The organism is Pseudomonas sp. MF6396 (assembly GCF_002018915.1).
Taxonomy (GTDB): domain Bacteria; phylum Pseudomonadota; class Gammaproteobacteria; order Pseudomonadales; family Pseudomonadaceae; genus Aquipseudomonas; species Aquipseudomonas palmensis.
Genome location: NZ_MVOK01000020.1, coordinates 70,770 through 87,247 on the forward strand (window position 1 = coordinate 70,770; position 16,478 = coordinate 87,247).

A 16,478-nucleotide genomic window follows, 5' to 3' on the forward strand; every position below is an offset into this window, starting at 1 on the left:
CATAACCCCTTGCGATCAAAACCCTCACCGAGCAACCGAATCAAACTAAGCACAAGCATTGTCAGGCGATTTCAAAACACTGTATAAATAACCAGACCTTACGCCTGGGAGCCGCCCCAATGCTGGTGCATCTTTCCGTACACAACTACGCCATCGTCGAACACCTGGACCTCGAACTCGCCCGCGGGATGAGCGTCATCACCGGTGAAACCGGGGCCGGCAAATCGATCATGCTCGATGCCCTCGGCCTCACCCTGGGTGATCGCGCCGACAGCGGCGTGGTGCGCCCCGGGGCAGACAAGGCCGACATCCTGGCCACCTTCGACCTGGGCGACATTCCCGAGGCCCGTACCTGGCTGGCCGAGCGCGACCTGGACACCGACGGCCCGTGCATACTGCGTCGGGTGATCACCGCCGAAGGCCGCAGCCGCGGCTATATAAACGGCACGCCTTGCCCGCTGGGCGACCTCAAGGCCCTGGGCGAGCTGCTGATCGACATCCACAGCCAGCACGAACACCAGTCGCTGCTGAAGACCGACACCCATCGCCGCCTGCTCGACGAATACGCCGGCGCCACCGACCTTGCACGCCAGGTGCAACTGGCGGCGCAGCGCTGGCGGCAGACCCGCCAGGAGCTCGAGCGGCTGAGCAATTCCGGGGACGAACAGCGCGCGCAGCACCAGTTGCTCAGCTATCAGCTCGAAGAGCTGGAAAACCTCAACCTGGGCGAAAACGAACTTGAGCTGCTGGAACAGGAACACAAGAACCTGACCAATGCAGAGGCCCTGTTCGGTATCTGCCGCCAGGTCATCGACCATTGCAGCGAGAGCGACTCGGGCAATGTGCTCAGTGCGCTGACCGTCAGCCTCAATCGCCTGACCGCCGTACAGAATGCCCCCAAGGCGCTGGCCGAGGCGGCCAACATGATCGCCAGTGCGCAGATTCAGGTAGAAGAAGCAGTGGGCGAGCTCAACCGCTTTCTCGACCATTTCGACGCCGACCCCGCGCGGCTGCAGCAGCTGGAAGAACGTCTCGACGCCCTGTACACCCTGGCGCGCAAACACCGCGTGCACCCCAGCGAGCTGGCCGACCTGCAGCAACGCTTGATGGAGGAGCTCGAAGGCCTCAACGCCAACGACGAGTCCATTGCCCGACTGGGTGACGAACTTGCCGCCTTTGCCCGCCATTACCAGGAAAAGGCCTCGGAGCTGAGCCGCCTGCGCCAGCAGGCCGCGACCCAGCTGGCTGGCGCGGTGGAGCTTGAGATTCAGCGCCTGGGCATGCCTGGCGGTCGCTTCAGCATCGAACTTCGCCCCAACAGTGGCGAAGACTTGTTGCCCCAGGGCCTGGAGCAGGTCGAACTGCTGGTCAGCGCCAACCCCGGCCAGCCGCTCAAGGCACTGGCCAAGGTGGCTTCCGGGGGTGAATTGTCACGGATCAGCCTGGCGATCCAGGTCATTACCGCTCAGACCTCGCGCATTCCGACCCTGGTGTTCGACGAAGTCGACGTGGGTATCGGCGGCCCGACTGCTGAAATCGTGGGGCAGCTGTTGCGGCGCCTGGGCGAGCGTGGGCAGGTATTGACGGTCACCCACCTGCCGCAGGTTGCCGCACAGGGCCACCATCACCTGTTCGTGCACAAGGTGCGCAACAGCGATGCGACCCATACGGCGGTGGCGAGCCTGGGCAAACGCGAGCGGGTCGAAGAGGTGGCGCGCATGCTGGGCGGCATCGACCTGACCAAGGAATCGCTGGCGCATGCCAGAAAGATGGTCGTCACCAGCAAAGCCTGACTGCCCCCGCAGGAGCCGGCCTTGCCGGCGTACAACATTACAGCCCCCACAAAGCACGAAGGCGACCCCAGGGTCGCCTTCAATGCCGTGCAATTCAAAGCAAAGTGCTTACTTTTTCTTGCGCACGTACAGCACGAGATTGTGATCTACCAACTCGTAGCCGTGCTCCAGCACGATTTCCTTCTGGCGCTTTTCGATTTCGGCATCGAAGAACTCGATGACTTCGCCAGACTCCACGTTGACCATATGGTCGTGGTGGCCGCCGTCGGCCAGTTCAAACACTGCATGACCGCCGTCGAAGTTGTGACGAACGACAAGACCTGCCGCCTCGAACTGGGTCAGAACACGGTAAACCGTGGCCAGACCGACGTCCTCGCCTGCCTCCATCAACGCCTTGTAGACGTCTTCAGCACTCATGTGGCGCTGCTCGGTGGAGTCGAGCATCTGTAGAATCTTGACTCGAGGCAGGGTCACCTTGAGACCGGCTTTGCGTAATTCGCTATTTTCAACCATGGTCAGCTTTCTCGCCGATGCTGCTTCGCAGCTTCTCTGAATACGGGTATGATCGGGGTTTACGTTGTCCAGCCAAGATAGTGGAAGTCGCCCACCGATGCAAAACACCAAGCTCTTGCTAACCAGCCTCACCTTTGTGGGACTGCTCGCACTCGCCGGTTGCTCGTTCCCCGGGGTTTACAAAATCGACATCCAGCAGGGCAATGTCGTCACGCAGGACATGATAGACCAATTGCGGCCGGGAATGACCCGCCGGCAAGTACGGTTTATCATGGGAAACCCTCTGATCCAGGACACCTTCCACACCAACCGTTGGGACTACCTGTACAGTCTGCAACCAGGTGGGGGCGAGCGCCAGCAGGAACGGATGAGCGTGTTCTTCAACGAGAACGACCAGCTCGCCAGCCTGTCGGGTGACTTCATGCCGGGCGTGAGCCGCGATCAGGAAATCCTTGGCGGTGCAGCGGGCACCACTGTCAGCCCTGCCGAAGGCGAGACACCTGCCAAGCAGGAAGCCCCCGCCAAGCCTGGCTCGCTGGAAGACACGATCCAGCGCGACGTCGATACCATCGAAGTCATCCCGGTTCCAGTGCCGGAACCGCTGGACACCTCGCCGCAGTAAGCAAGGCGCAGGCAATAAAAAGCCCGGATCATTCCGGGCTTTTTATTGCGCGGCGTTTCACCGCTTGGCCTTCTTGAACACCCTGGCTACCTTGGCCGCGCGCTGTTTGCGCACCTCCTTGGGGTCGATCAGCAGCGGCCGATACAGCTCGATCCGATCACCCGCCTCGACCGGATGCTGCGACGCAACCACCTTGCCAAAGATACCCATCGGGCAATCCCCGATCGACACCCCCGGCAACTGCCCGGCGATGCCCGACAAGCGTACCGCCTCGCTCACCGACGTACCCGCTGGCACCTCCAGCGCCAGCAACAGCTGCTGCTCGGCGGTGGCGTAGACCACTTCGATGGGCAGCATCGGCTCAGCCATTGAGTTGCTTGGCCCGCTGGCAGAACGCATCCACCAGGGTGTTGGCCGCCTGGTTGAAGATCGGCCCCAGGGTGGCGCGCACCAGCGGCCCGGCGTAATCGAACGACAGGTCCAGGCTGATCTTGCAGGCCTTGTCGCCGAGTGCCTTGAACGTCCACAGCCCGTGCAGCTGATTGAACGGCCCCTCCTCAAGGTTCATCTCGATGGACTGCCCAGGCACCAACTCATTTCGCGTTACAAAACTCTGGCTCATGCCGCCCTTGGCCGCCTCGACTCGCGCACGCATCAGGGTCTCGCTCTGCTCCAGCACCGTGCTGGAGGAGCACCACGGCAGAAATTCCGAATAGCGGGCGACGTCATTCACCAGGTCATACAGCGCCTGAGCGGGGTACGGCAACAGTGCCGAACGTTGAATATGGGTAGTCATCCAGGCGTCACTTCCAAAGCTGAGCGGTAAACACGATGCGAATGCCGAGGGGCGCCACATAGCGCATCAAGAGGAAAAACAGCGCGTATTGTCCGGGATTCACTCCAACGGCTCAAGCGTACCGCTACCCCGTAGCCGACAGCGCGACGACTGCCTATAATGCCGCCCCTATGGCTAAACAAAAGAAGCATCCGACAGGGACCATCGCGCAGAATAAAAAGGCGCGTCACGATTACTTCATCGAGCACAAGTTCGAGGCCGGATTGGTCCTGTCCGGTTGGGAAGTAAAAAGTCTGCGTGCCGGCAAGGCGCATCTTGTGGACAGCTACGTGCTGCTCAAGGACGGTGAAGCATGGCTGATGGGTTGCCATATCACCCCCCTGACCGCGGCCAGCACCCACGTGATCGCCGACCCGACCCGTACCCGTAAACTGCTGCTCAATCGCCGCGAGCTGGAGCGCCTGTTCGTGGGCGTACAGCAGAAGGGCTATACCTGCGTGGCCTTGTCGATGTACTGGAGCAAGCACTTGATCAAGTGCGAGATTGCCCTGGGCAAGGGCAAGAAGGAATACGACAAGCGCGATACCCAGCGCGAGCGTGATTCCGATCGCGAGTTGCAGCGCGCCGTGCGCAGCAAGGGCCGCGACGAGTAGGCACGCCTGCTCTAGCCACTTTGCCAGCAAGGCCGGCTCCTACAGGCCAAGCGAAACCCTGTAGGAGCCGGCCTTGCCGGCGAAAGCCGCAACGCTTGTCTAGCGCCCGTTGCGCCGCTCTGCCCGCGCGACCCGCTGCACTTCCTGACGCACCTCTTCGAGCACCTCCTGCACATACAGAATGTGCTGGCTCGACACCTCCCGTGCATCCTGCGCACGCCCTTCGACAATCGCCAGGTACAGGTCCCGGTGCTGCGCAATCAGCATGTCGCGGGTCTCGCTGCGCTGCTTGTACATACCGCCGATGTTGGTCACCACGTTGCGCTTGAGCAGGTCGAACAACCCGCGAATGGTATGCAGCAGCACCGCGTTATGGCTGGCCTCGGCAATCGCCAGGTGGAACGACGCATCCGCCGCCCCTTCCTCGGCGCGGCTCACCTCATCGGCACGCGCATAACAGTCCTGCAGCGCATCGAACGCCACCTTCAACCGCTCGCGATCCACCGCGGTGGCACGCAATGCGGCGTAATAGGCACACGACGCCTCCAGCGTATGACGAAACTCCAGCAGGTCGCGTTCGACCTCCGGATTGTTCTCCAGCAATTGCAACAAGGGGTCGCTGAACGTCGAACCCATCGACTGGGCAACATAATTGCCGCCGCCCTGTCGGCTCACCAGCATGCCCTTGGCTACCAGCTTCTGGATCGCCTCGCGCAACGACGGGCGTGACACCCCGAACTGCTCGGCCAGTTGCCGCTCGGCCGGCAACCGCTCACCGGCGGTCAAGGTGCCTTCAAGAATCATCCCCTCAAGCCGCTCGACGATATCGTCGGACAAACGGCGTTGGCGGACCTGGTTGAAAACCATCACATGCTCTCCACAATCCCGAGTTCGTTCGGGGCCGCCTATTTTGGCCTATCGGTGCCCACGCCACACCCACCAGTTGGCGAATTTCGAAGCCGCTCAGCCGACCTTTTTTCAACCGTCCGACGAAAGTTTTAGCGGGGCAAATTGACACACCCACCACAGGGCTCTTAACCTAGCGGCTCGACATTGTAAATTGGTATGACCAATTAGCCAATGCCACTGCATGACCAACAACAATTAGGGGCCACCCCATATGCAAACCTGGCAACAACTCTATAGCCCGCTTGGTAGTCTCGGCCTGTCCGCCCTGGCGGCAGTCATCCCTATCGTGTTCTTCTTCCTGGCGCTGGCCGTGTTCCGCCTCAAGGGTCATGTGGCAGGCAGCATCACGCTGGCGCTGTCGATCCTGGTCGCCATCTTCGCCTTCCAGATGCCCGCCGACATGGCCCTGGCTGCTGCCGGGTACGGTTTTGCCTATGGCCTGTGGCCCATCGCCTGGATCATCGTCGCGGCGGTGTTCCTGTACAAACTGACGGTCAAGAGTGGCCAGTTCGAAGTGATCCGCAGCTCGGTGCTGTCGATCACCGACGACCAGCGCCTGCAGGTTCTGCTGATCGGCTTCTGCTTCGGCGCCTTCCTGGAAGGCGCGGCAGGCTTCGGCGCACCCGTGGCCATTACCGCTGCACTGCTGGTGGGCCTGGGTTTCAACCCGCTGTACGCCGCCGGCCTGTGCCTGATCGCCAACACTGCCCCGGTGGCCTTCGGCGCCCTGGGTATCCCGATCATCGTGGCCGGCCAGGTCACCGGTATCGACGCCTTCAAGATCGGCGCCATGACCGGTCGTCAATTGCCGTTGCTGTCGCTGTTCGTGCCGTTCTGGCTGGTGTTCATGATGGACGGCCTGCGCGGCGTCAAGGAGACCTGGCCTGCAGCCCTGGTGGCCGGCCTGAGCTTCGCCGTCACCCAGTACTTCACCTCCAACTTTATCGGCCCGGAACTGCCGGACATCACCTCGGCACTGGCCAGCCTGATCTCCCTGACCCTGTTCCTCAAGGTCTGGCAGCCCAAGCGCTCGATGACCACCGCCACCGGCAGCGTTGGTGCAGCCGTGGTCAACGGTGGCGGCAGCCAGCCTTCGCCATACAGCTTCGGCGAGATCTTCAAGGCCTGGTCGCCGTTCCTGATCCTCACCGTGCTGGTCACCATCTGGACCCTCAAGCCATTCAAGGCAGCCTTTGCCGCCGGTGGTTCGATGTACAGCTGGGTGTTCAACTTCGCCATCCCGCACCTTGACCAGTTGGTGATCAAGACCGCGCCGATCGTCGCCGCCCCGACCGCCATGCCGGCGGTGTTCAAGCTCGACCCGATCTCGGCCACCGGTACCGCGATCTTCTTCTCCGCGCTGCTGTCGATGCTGGTGCTGAAGATCAACTTCAAGACCGGCCTGACCACGCTGAAGGAAACCTTCTTCGAACTGCGCTGGCCGATCCTGTCGATCGGCATGGTGCTGGCCTTTGCCTTCGTCACCAACTACTCGGGCATGTCGTCGACCATGGCCCTGGTACTGGCCGGCACCGGCGCAGCGTTCCCGTTCTTCTCGCCGTTCCTTGGCTGGCTGGGCGTGTTCCTGACCGGTTCGGACACTTCGTCCAACGCGCTGTTCAGTTCGCTGCAGGCCACCACCGCGCACCAGATCGGGGTCAACGACACCCTGCTGGTGGCCGCCAACACCAGCGGCGGCGTTACCGGCAAGATGATCTCGCCACAGTCCATCGCCGTGGCATGCGCGGCCACCGGGCTGGTTGGCAAAGAGTCGGACCTGTTCCGCTTCACCCTCAAGCACAGCTTGTTCTTCGCCACCATCGTCGGCCTGATCACCTTGATCCAGGCGTACTGGCTGACCGGCATGCTGGTTCACTAAAGTGAAAGAGGCCGGGCGCCCCAAGGGCGCCCGGCAGCTGCCCCTTTCAACCGACGCTGCGAGACACCATGATCATTTCAGCCTCTACCGACTACCGCGCCGCAGCCCAACGCAAGCTGCCGCCCTTCCTGTTCCACTACGCCGACGGCGGCGCCTACGCCGAGTACACCCTGCGCCACAACGTCGAAGACCTGGCCAGCATCGCCCTGCGCCAGCGCGTTCTGAAGAACATGTCCGAGCTCAGCCTCGAGACCCGCCTGTTCGATGAAACCCTGAGCATGCCCGTGGCCCTGGCACCGGTCGGCCTGACCGGCATGTACGCCCGGCGTGGCGAAGTGCAGGCGGCACGTGCCGCGGCGGCCAAGGGCATCCCCTTCACCCTGTCGACCGTGTCGGTGTGCCCGATCGAGGAAGTGGCCCCGGCCATCGACCGGCCCATGTGGTTCCAGCTCTATGTGCTCAAGGACCGCGGCTTCATGCGCAATGCCCTGGAGCGTGCCAAGGCCGCCGGCGTGACCACCCTGGTGTTCACCGTGGACATGCCCGTACCCGGCGCACGCTACCGTGACGCCCACTCCGGCATGAGCGGCCCGAACGCACCGCTGCGGCGCATGTGGCAGGCCATGACCCACCCCCAGTGGGCGCTGGATGTAGGCCTGCTGGGCAAGCCCCACGACCTTGGCAACATCTCCAAATACCGCGGCAGCCCCACCGGCCTGGCCGACTACATCGGCTGGCTGGGCGCCAACTTCGACCCGTCGATTTCCTGGAAGGACCTGGAATGGATCCGCGAGTTCTGGGATGGCCCGATGGTGATCAAGGGTATTCTCGACCCGGACGACGCGCGCGACGCCGTGAAGTTCGGTGCCGACGGCATCGTGGTGTCCAACCACGGCGGTCGCCAGCTCGACGGCGTGCTGTCCAGCGCCCGTGCCCTGCCGGCCATCGCCGATGCGGTCAAGGGCGACCTGAAGATCCTCGCCGATTCCGGTATCCGCAGCGGCCTGGACGTGGTGCGCATGATCGCCCTGGGCGCAGACACCGTACTGATCGGCCGTGCCTTCCTCTATGCCCTCGCCACCGCAGGCGAAGCGGGCGTGAAGAACCTGCTCGACCTGTTCGAAAAGGAAATGCGCGTGGCCATGGTGCTGACCGGCGCCAAGTCCATCAGCGAGATCACTCGCGATTCGCTGGTACGCGAATTCGGCGCCTGACCGCCTGCCCCATCACCGCCTGATTGTCCGGGGCACGCGGCGCGATAGACGCCGTGGCCCCGCGAGGAGTTTGCATGAGCCTGCCCACCGCGTTTCTCGACTCGGTTGAACGCCTGATCCCCCGTGAGCGCCGCTTCGACGACCCCACGTCTACCCTGGCCTTCGGTACCGACGCCAGCTTCTACCGGCTGATCCCCAAGCTGGTGGTGCGCGTGGAAAGCGAAGACGAAGTGGTGGGCCTGCTCCAGCTGGCCCAGCGCGACCGCGTGCCGGTGACCTTCCGCGCCGCCGGCACCAGCCTGTCGGGCCAGGCCATCAGCGACTCGGTGCTGATCGTGCTGGGCGACAACTGGAACGGTCGCGAGATTCGCGAGCAAGGCCGGCAGATCCGCCTTCAACCCGGCGTGATCGGCGCCCAGGCCAACGCCTGGCTGGCGCCGTTCGGACGCAAGATCGGCCCCGACCCGGCGTCCATCAACGCCTGCAAGATCGGCGGCATCGTTGCCAACAACGCCAGTGGCATGTGCTGCGGCACTGCCCAGAACACCTACCACACCCTGGCCGGCCTGCGCCTGGTGCTGGCCGACGGTACCCGCCTGGACAGCGAAGACCCGGCCAGCGTCGCGGCCTTCCAGAGCAGCCATGGCGACCTGCTCGAATCGCTCGCGCGCCTGGGCCGCGAGACCCGCGCCAACACCGAACTGGCCGCGAAAATCCGCCACAAGTACCGGCTCAAGAACACCACCGGCCTGTCGCTCAACGCGCTGGTCGACTACGACCAGCCACTGGACATCCTCAACCACCTGCTGGTGGGCTCCGAGGGCACCCTGGGCTTCATCAGCGCGGTTACCTACGACACTGTGATCGATCACCCGCACAAGGCGTCGGCGCTGATCGTGTTCCCGGACGTGGAAACCTGTTGCACCGCCGTCACCGTGCTGAAAAGCCAGCCGGTATCGGCCGTGGAACTGCTCGACCGGCGCAGCCTGCGCTCGGTGCAGGACAAGCCCGGCATGCCGGCCTTCGTGCAGCAGCTGTCCGAGGGTGCGTGCGCCCTGCTGATCGAGTCCCGCGCTGCCACCCAGACACTGCTGCACGAGCAGCTGGGCCTGATCATGGCCTCGCTGGCGCAATTTCCGGTCGAGAAACAGGTCGACTTCACCGAAGACGCCAAGGAAAACGCCAAGCTCTGGGCCATCCGCAAGGACACCTTCCCGGCCGTCGGCGCCGTACGAAAGACCGGCACCACGGTCATCATCGAAGACGTGACCTTCCCGGTCGAGCAACTGGCCATCGGCGTCAACCGCCTGATCGAGCTGTTCGAGCGGCACCACTATGACGAAGCCATCCTGTTCGGCCATGCGCTGGAGGGCAACCTGCACTTCGTGTTCACCCAGGGTTTCAACAGCGCCGAAGAGGTCGCCCGCTACCAGGCGTTCATGGACGACGTGGCACACCTGGTGGCGGTCGAATTCGGCGGTTCGCTGAAGGCCGAGCATGGCACCGGACGCAACATGGCGCCGTTCGTCGAACTGGAATGGGGCCACGATGCCTACCAGCTGATGTGGACGCTCAAGCGCCTGCTCGACCCCAACGGTATCCTCAACCCGGATGTGGTGCTCAGCGACGACCCGCAGATCCACCTTAAAAACCTCAAGCCGTTGCCGGCCGCCGACGAGATCGTCGACAAGTGCATCGAGTGCGGCTTCTGCGAACCGGTGTGCCCGTCCAAGGGGCTGACCCTGAGCCCGCGCCAGCGCATCGTGATGTGGCGCGACATCCAGGCCAAGAAGCGCGCCGGGGTCGATACCACCGCGCTTGAACGCGACTACCAGTACCAGGGCATCGACACCTGCGCCGCCACCGGCTTGTGCGCCCAGCGCTGCCCGGTAGGCATCAACACCGGCGAACTGGTGAAGAAACTGCGCGCCCAGGCTGCCAGCCACGTGAAGACAGTCGACTGGCTGGCGGAGCATTTCCACACCGCGCTAAGCGGCGCCCGCCTCACCCTGCGCGCAGCCAACGGTGCCCGCCGCCTGTTGGGCGCGCCACGGCTGGCCCGCATCAGCCAATCGCTGAGCAAAGCCAGCAATGGCCGCCTGCCGCTCTGGACGCCGGCCATGCCGCAGCCCCTGCAGCCCATCCAGTTCAGCCCGGCGAGCAACGATGCGCGGCCCCGCGTGGTGTACCTGGCGGCCTGCGTATCGCGCGTCATGGGCCCGGCCGCGGGCGATCGCGAACAGACCTCGCTGCTGGACAAGACCCGCGGCCTGCTGGAAAAGGCCGGCTACCAGGTGGTGTTCCCCGAGAACCAGGACAGCCTGTGCTGCGGTCAGCCGTTCGCCTCCAAGGGCTATGCCGAACAGGCCGAGCACAAGCGCCAGGAACTGATCGGCGCGCTGCTGCATGCCAGCCGCGGCGGGCTCGACCCGATCTACTGCGACACCAGCCCGTGCACCCTGCGCCTGGTGCAAGACCTCAAGGACTCGCGCCTGGACCTGTATGACCCGGTGCGCTTCATCCGCACCCACCTGGTGGACAAGCTGGAGTTCACCCCGCAGGACGCACCCATTGCCGTGCACGTGACCTGCAGCACCCAGCACCTGGGCGAGAGCCAGGCGCTGATCGACCTGGCACGGCGTTGCAGCAAAGAGGTGGTGATACCCGAGGGCATCCACTGCTGTGGGTTCGCCGGCGACAAGGGCTTCACCACCCCCGAACTGAACGCACATTCACTGCGCAGCCTAAAGGACGCCGTGCAGTACTGCAGCGAAGGCATCTCCACCAGCCGCACCTGTGAAATCGGCCTGAGCGAGCATGGCGGCATCGACTATCACGGCCTGGTGTACCTGGTGGACCGGGTGACCAGAGCCAGGGCGCTGTGAGCCAAGGCGGCTCCTGCACACCGGCAGGAGCTGGCCTTGCCGGCGAACAGGCCATCTGCCACAACATCCGTCTGAACCCCTGGCATTGGCCGCAGTCCATGCAAATAGGCCCCTTATCCTGAGGCCTTCCCAGCCAAGGAGATTCACATGAAGCGTACTGCGATTACCGGACTGTTCCTCAGCGCCGCACTGCTAGCCTCGCCTGTGTTCGCGGCGGATAAAGACCTGTGTACCAGCAACCTGCAGAAGATCGACGACCAGATGGCAACCATGGGCGCGACCTCCGAAGGGCTGGACGATGCGCTGAAGCAGCACGTGGCTGACGCCAAGGCCGCGCAGGCGGCGGGCAACGACAAGGATTGCATCACCATCAGCGCCAAGGTGCTGTCGCGCCTCGAGAAGACCGACAAGGGCGGCAACGGTCAGTAACCTCGGTGGGCGACCGGACCGGTAGTCGACGTCGCCCGACCGATGGCGTATACTCCGTCACATGCACCCGAAACGGTGCTAGCGCTAGAGCAGTAAAAAATGGGGCCGATTAGGATTCGACGCCGGTGATGAAACTCTAGGTGCATGCCGAGTTGGTAACAGAACTCGTAAATCCACTGTTGCAACTTTCTATAGTTGCCAATGACGAAAACTACGAGGGTTACGCTCTCGCTGCGTAAGCAGCCGAGCCCGCTCTCCTGGTAGCTTCGGCTCCAGCAATCACTAGGGGATGCCTGTAAACCCGAAGTGATTGTCATACAGAACAGGATCGTCGTGTAGCACGTTGGGGGCAAAGCGACTAAAACTTACCCAACTCGTCCAAAGCACCCTGCCCGTCGGGCGGCTGCGGATTAACTCAATAGACACGGCTAAGCATGTAGTACCGACAGCGGAGTACTGGCGGACGGGGGTTCAAATCCCCCCGGCTCCACCAAATGATCAAACAAAGACGTCCACGGACGTCTTTTTTTGTGCCTGGAAGTCAGCGAAATCAAGGGTTTACTGATCTTTTGAGGGCCACAACGTTTTTTTGAGTTCCAGCCATCCCGGTATTCCCCATGGTATTCCAGCTTACCTAGGGCTAATCTTGGGAATACCAAAAGGTGTCATGGAGCATCTCCCATGTGCGCTCAGACAGCTCGTCTCTCCGACCGCCAGCTCAAGACGGTCAAGCCCAAAGACAAGGACTACGTCCTCACGGATGGCGACGGCCTCCAGCTCCGAGTCCGGGTAAACCGCTCGATGCAGTGGAATTTCAACTACAGGCATCCGGTCACCAAAAATCGAATCAATATGGCGCTCGGCTCCTACCCTGAGGTCTCTCTGGCGCAAGCTCGGCGGAAAGCGGTTGATGCTAGGGAAGTGCTTGCTCAGGGGATCGACCCCAAAGCTCAGCGCAATGATCTGGCGCAGGCCAAGCTAGCCGAGACGGAACATACGTTCGAGAAAGTAGCTAGCGCCTGGTTCGAGCTGAAAAAGGACTCGGTCACGCCGGCCTATGCCGAGGACATCTGGCGCTCACTCACTCTGCACGTTTTCCCGAGCATGAAATCGACTCCGATCTCGGAAGTGAGCGCACCGATGGTGATCAAGATCCTTCGACCCATCGAAGCCAAAGGCAGCTTGGAAACCGTGAAACGGCTTAGCCAGCGCCTCAACGAGATCATGACCTACGGTGTCAATTCGGGAATGATCTTCGCGAACCCGCTCAGCGGGATTCGAGCGGTGTTCAAGAAACCGAAGAAAGAAAACATGGCGGCGCTTCCTCCCGAGGAGCTTCCTGAGCTCATGCTGGAAATTGCGAACGCCAGCATCAAACGCACAACCCGCTGCCTGATCGAATGGCAGTTACACACGATGACTCGCCCCGCCGAGGCGGCGACTACTCGCTGGGCAGACATCGACTTTGAAAGGCGTGTCTGGACCATCCCGCCGGAGCGGATGAAGAACCGCCGCCCGCACAGCATCCCGTTGAGCGATCAAGTCATGTCATTGCTGGAGATACTGAAGTCTCACAGTGGTCATCGAGAATACGTCTTCCCGGCAGACCGAAACCCTCGTACTCACGCCAATAGCCAGACCGCCAACATGGCGTTGAAACGCATGGGCTTCCAGGACCGCTTGGTCAGCCACGGCATGCGCTCGATGGCCAGCACCATATTGAATGAACATGGGTGGGACCCGGAGCTCATCGAAGTGGCATTGGCGCACGTCGACAAGGATGAGGTGCGCAGTGCCTACAACCGAGCCGACTACATCGAGCGACGGCGGCCGATGATGGCTTGGTGGAGCGAGTACATTCTGAAGGCGTCGACGGGCAATCTCTCGGCCAGCGCGATAAATGTGGCCAGGGATCGGAACGTAGTACCTATCCGATAGGACGGCGACACTGGCGATATCCCCCGATCAGCAAGGCCCTGAAGCCCGAGCAGGAAACAACCTATGAACTGAAGCTCGGACCAATCGGCTGGAGCGAGACAAATCGATCCTATAAAAGGCTCCCGCGCACTTGATGACCGACGAGCACAAGTGGCATTTTCCATAGATTCCAAACCACCGGGGACCGCTGTGATACTTGGGAGCTACAACATGCCGCATTCAGATCTCATGCTCTGAGGCGTCTTTTTGAAATGATGAACAACACGCAACTTGCAGATAAGCCAGCCAAAAGGACTCGTAAGGTTAGAACACGATGAATGACTTCCAAAAGGAATACGCCCTGTGGGATGACTTCCTGTCTGTGTGGCCGGCCTCCCGACTGACCAGCATGACTCTAGACGAATACAGCCAGGCGGGCTCAAAGGACAGCTTCACCTACTGGATTGAATCGCGGCTCGATGAGCTTGGCAGCATTTGGGGCGGCTCGGCGTTCAAGTTCGGCGTGTTCTCGCGCAAAGATACTGAAGGCAAGAGCTCAGACGCCAAGCTTTCCTATTCCGAATCGCACGGTTGGTACTCATCGCTAGGCACATCGGCAGAGGCTGCCTTCGAGAAAATCCGCAGCTACGTGGCACAAGTAGCCGCCTGGGCCGCCAAGGGGGATCTAGGGGCTATTGAGTCCTTCGGTCTGTTGGGCGAGGCGTTCAAGTGGAAAATTGCCTTTCATTACCAGGACCGTCAGGCCCCCGTGATCGTAGATATTTTCAAGCGGGCACCACTGGCGGTATTCGTCGGCAGCAATGTAAGCCAGGGCATGAGCATATTGCAGACAGCAACGCTCGGAAAACGCCCCAAAGGTCTGGGCATCCTAGAGTTCGGGCGACAGATATGGGAGGCATGGAGCCAGAAAAACCTAGCGATCTGGAAGCTATCGCACGGGTTAGACGATTTCCCCCCAGAGGAGCGCAAGCAATACCTGCAGAGCGAATTGGGGGTGATGCACAGTGATACTGCCAAGGGGCAGGGCGAAAGCTTCCAAGAGGCTCCGGTCGGCAGCTTGTTCTACTTGTGCCACGGCAATGAGCGGCTTCACCTGGTCGGACAGTTCATCTCTGCCCCCGCACCGAGCTTGAAAGGGGATGGTTGGCTACAGCGCCGCTACAGGGTGTTGAAGCAGGGCATCAAAACTGGTGGTTATCAGGGAGGCCAGAAAGGCTGGACACCAAACTATCGCTCAACCTTCAAGCGAGTGCCTGCTCACGACCTACCTGAGTTCGAAACTGCTTTGCTCAAGCCCTTCTTTGGCACAGATCTGGCCGAACTGGCAGCATTGGCTGGCGAGCCCATCGAAGATGTCAACCACCCCATCACAATGGCATTGCCCCCTACCCCTCAGGTACAACATGTGGCCAATAAACCTGTCGCGGCCTGTACCAACCGTCTCTACTACGGGCCACCTGGTACAGGAAAAACCTACACGCTGATGAAGTTGCTAAAGCGCGACTACCAAGAGCAGGTAGCCTCTATTAGCACAGAGGAATGGCGCAGCCAGATTATTGCTGAAAATATTGCTGCGCTGACTTGGTGGGAAGGCGCAGCCGCTGCACTGTATGACTTGGGTGGCAAAGCCAAAGTACCTGAGTTAGCTGAGCATCCGTTTATCCAAGCCATTGCAGATGCTAAAGGGCGCAGCAGCGGCATTAAGCAAACCCTCTGGGGAACTCTTCAACACCACACAATTCTTGAGTCGACAACGGTCAACACGAAGCTCCGCCTTGGATCGGCTGTTTTTGAAAAGTCGGCCAACTCGGTTTGGCAGTTTGCGGGGGATTGGCAGGAAGCATGTTCGGATCTCTTTGCACTTGTCGACAAAATCAAGCAAGGCCCAGAAGCTAACGACTCCGTCCAGCGCTATAGCTTCGTTACCTTCCACCAATCCTACGGTTACGAAGAATTTGTTGAGGGGTTGCGGCCGGTCTTGGCCGACGAAGCTAAAGAGGACGATGCCGAAGCAAGCCAGGTGGCATACAGGATCAAGGACGGGGCTTTCAAGGAGCTCTGCCGTCGCGCACGCAAAACTCCGGACAAGCGCTTCGCGATGGTCATTGATGAAATCAACCGAGGCAATATCAGCAAGATATTTGGCGAGCTGATCACGCTGATTGAAGCGGATAAACGCGACCAGCTTGACGGCACCCCACCTCCTACCGAAGTAGTCCTTGCGTACTCCGGAAAGCCATTTTCCGTACCTGCAAACGTTGACATCATTGGTACAATGAACACAGCTGATCGCTCGCTAGCCTTGCTTGATACCGCCCTGCGGCGCCGCTTCGATTTCGTGCCGTTACTGCCTGACACTCGGGCCGAAAAAGATCCCAGCGATCCACACAGCGCCCCTTTGGCTGGACTACGGGTCACAACAGGCACCACCACCATCGATGTGCGGTTGATGCTGGAGCGCATCAACGAGCGCATTGAGGCGCTTTACGACCGCGACCACTGTATTGGTCATGCCTATTTCACCTCACTGACCAATGTGGCTGACGGGGCGGCCCGCTTCGCCAAGTTGGCTGAGATTTTTCAGAAGCGTATCGTCCCCTTGCTGGAGGAATACTTCTTTGAAGACTGGCGCAAGATTCGACTAGTGCTCGGTGATAACCAGAAACCTGATACGGCCCAGTTCATTATAGAAAGCGATTCGCACGAACAGGATCTGAGCACCCTATTCGGGAACGATCATGGCCTTGATAGCTACTCCACCAAACGTCGTTACCAAGCGCAGGTCGCAGCATATGCTGAACCCGCCGCTTATCTCGGCATTTACCAAGCCTCGATTTAATTAATAGG

At 61.1% G+C, this 16,478-nt stretch carries 13 protein-coding genes and 1 other RNA gene; 10 read left to right on the plus strand and 4 right to left on the minus strand.

Annotated elements, in window-relative coordinates:
• The first annotated feature begins 119 nt into the window (after nt 1-119).
• Nucleotides 120-1,793 carry a DNA repair protein RecN gene (recN, locus tag MF6396_RS19545; protein ID WP_054916543.1) on the plus strand — a complete coding sequence of 558 codons (1,674 nt, stop codon included), beginning with the start codon at nt 120-122 and terminating at the stop codon, nt 1,791-1,793.
• A gap of 108 nt (nt 1,794-1,901) precedes the next feature.
• Here recN and fur read toward each other — a convergent pair whose 3' ends face one another.
• Nucleotides 1,902-2,306, minus strand: a complete 405-nt coding sequence (gene fur, locus MF6396_RS19550; RefSeq protein ID WP_043863835.1) for a ferric iron uptake transcriptional regulator — start codon at nt 2,304-2,306, stop codon at nt 1,902-1,904.
• 97 nt (nt 2,307-2,403) lie between these two features.
• On the opposite strand from fur, the gene MF6396_RS19555 reads away from it, so the two are divergent.
• Nucleotides 2,404-2,928, plus strand: a complete 525-nt coding sequence (locus MF6396_RS19555) for an outer membrane protein assembly factor BamE (RefSeq protein ID WP_043863836.1) — start codon at nt 2,404-2,406, stop codon at nt 2,926-2,928.
• A 57-nt stretch (nt 2,929-2,985) separates the two neighbouring features.
• On the opposite strand, the gene MF6396_RS19560 is transcribed toward MF6396_RS19555, so the two are convergent.
• Nucleotides 2,986-3,297: an RnfH family protein gene (locus tag MF6396_RS19560; RefSeq protein WP_078481341.1), complete on the minus strand. Its 312-nt coding sequence runs from the start codon at nt 3,295-3,297 to the stop codon at nt 2,986-2,988.
• Nucleotides 3,290-3,724, minus strand: a complete 435-nt coding sequence (locus tag MF6396_RS19565) for a type II toxin-antitoxin system RatA family toxin (RefSeq protein ID WP_043863838.1) — start codon at nt 3,722-3,724, stop codon at nt 3,290-3,292. The genes MF6396_RS19560 and MF6396_RS19565 overlap by 8 nt, the downstream gene beginning before the upstream one ends.
• A gap of 170 nt (nt 3,725-3,894) precedes the next feature.
• Between MF6396_RS19565 and smpB the strand changes: the two genes are divergently transcribed.
• Nucleotides 3,895-4,377, plus strand: coding sequence for an SsrA-binding protein SmpB (smpB, locus tag MF6396_RS19570; protein ID WP_043863839.1), 483 nt, complete (start codon nt 3,895-3,897; stop codon nt 4,375-4,377).
• Nucleotides 4,378-4,476: 99 nt separating this feature from the next.
• Here smpB and MF6396_RS19575 read toward each other — a convergent pair whose 3' ends face one another.
• Nucleotides 4,477-5,244, minus strand: coding sequence for a GntR family transcriptional regulator (locus MF6396_RS19575; RefSeq protein WP_043863840.1), 768 nt, complete (start codon nt 5,242-5,244; stop codon nt 4,477-4,479).
• Between the two features lie 253 nt (nt 5,245-5,497).
• Here MF6396_RS19575 and MF6396_RS19580 point away from each other — a divergent pair, with 253 nt between their 5' ends.
• The 7 genes from MF6396_RS19580 (at nt 5,498) to MF6396_RS19610 (ending at nt 16,470) form a co-directional block, all read left to right on the plus strand.
• A complete protein-coding gene (locus tag MF6396_RS19580; protein WP_043863841.1) occupies nt 5,498-7,165 on the plus strand; it encodes a lactate permease LctP family transporter in 1,668 nt (555 codons plus the stop codon).
• A gap of 68 nt (nt 7,166-7,233) precedes the next feature.
• Nucleotides 7,234-8,379 (plus strand): FMN-dependent L-lactate dehydrogenase LldD, encoded by a 1,146-nt coding sequence (gene lldD, locus MF6396_RS19585; RefSeq protein WP_043863842.1) that lies wholly within the window; start codon nt 7,234-7,236, stop codon nt 8,377-8,379.
• 74 nt (nt 8,380-8,453) lie between these two features.
• Nucleotides 8,454-11,264, plus strand: coding sequence for an FAD-binding and (Fe-S)-binding domain-containing protein (locus MF6396_RS19590; RefSeq protein ID WP_058540556.1), 2,811 nt, complete (start codon nt 8,454-8,456; stop codon nt 11,262-11,264).
• A 147-nt stretch (nt 11,265-11,411) separates the two neighbouring features.
• Complete coding sequence (locus tag MF6396_RS19595) at nt 11,412-11,693, plus strand: hypothetical protein (RefSeq protein ID WP_043863844.1); 282 nt, start codon at nt 11,412-11,414, stop codon at nt 11,691-11,693.
• Nucleotides 11,694-11,794: 101 nt separating this feature from the next.
• Nucleotides 11,795-12,186: a transfer-messenger RNA gene (gene ssrA / locus MF6396_RS19600) on the plus strand.
• Between the two features lie 188 nt (nt 12,187-12,374).
• Nucleotides 12,375-13,631 (plus strand): integrase domain-containing protein, encoded by a 1,257-nt coding sequence (locus MF6396_RS19605; protein ID WP_058540557.1) that lies wholly within the window; start codon nt 12,375-12,377, stop codon nt 13,629-13,631.
• Between the two features lie 313 nt (nt 13,632-13,944).
• A complete protein-coding gene (locus MF6396_RS19610; RefSeq protein WP_058540558.1) occupies nt 13,945-16,470 on the plus strand; it encodes an McrB family protein in 2,526 nt (841 codons plus the stop codon).
• Nucleotides 16,471-16,478: the final 8 nt, after the last annotated feature.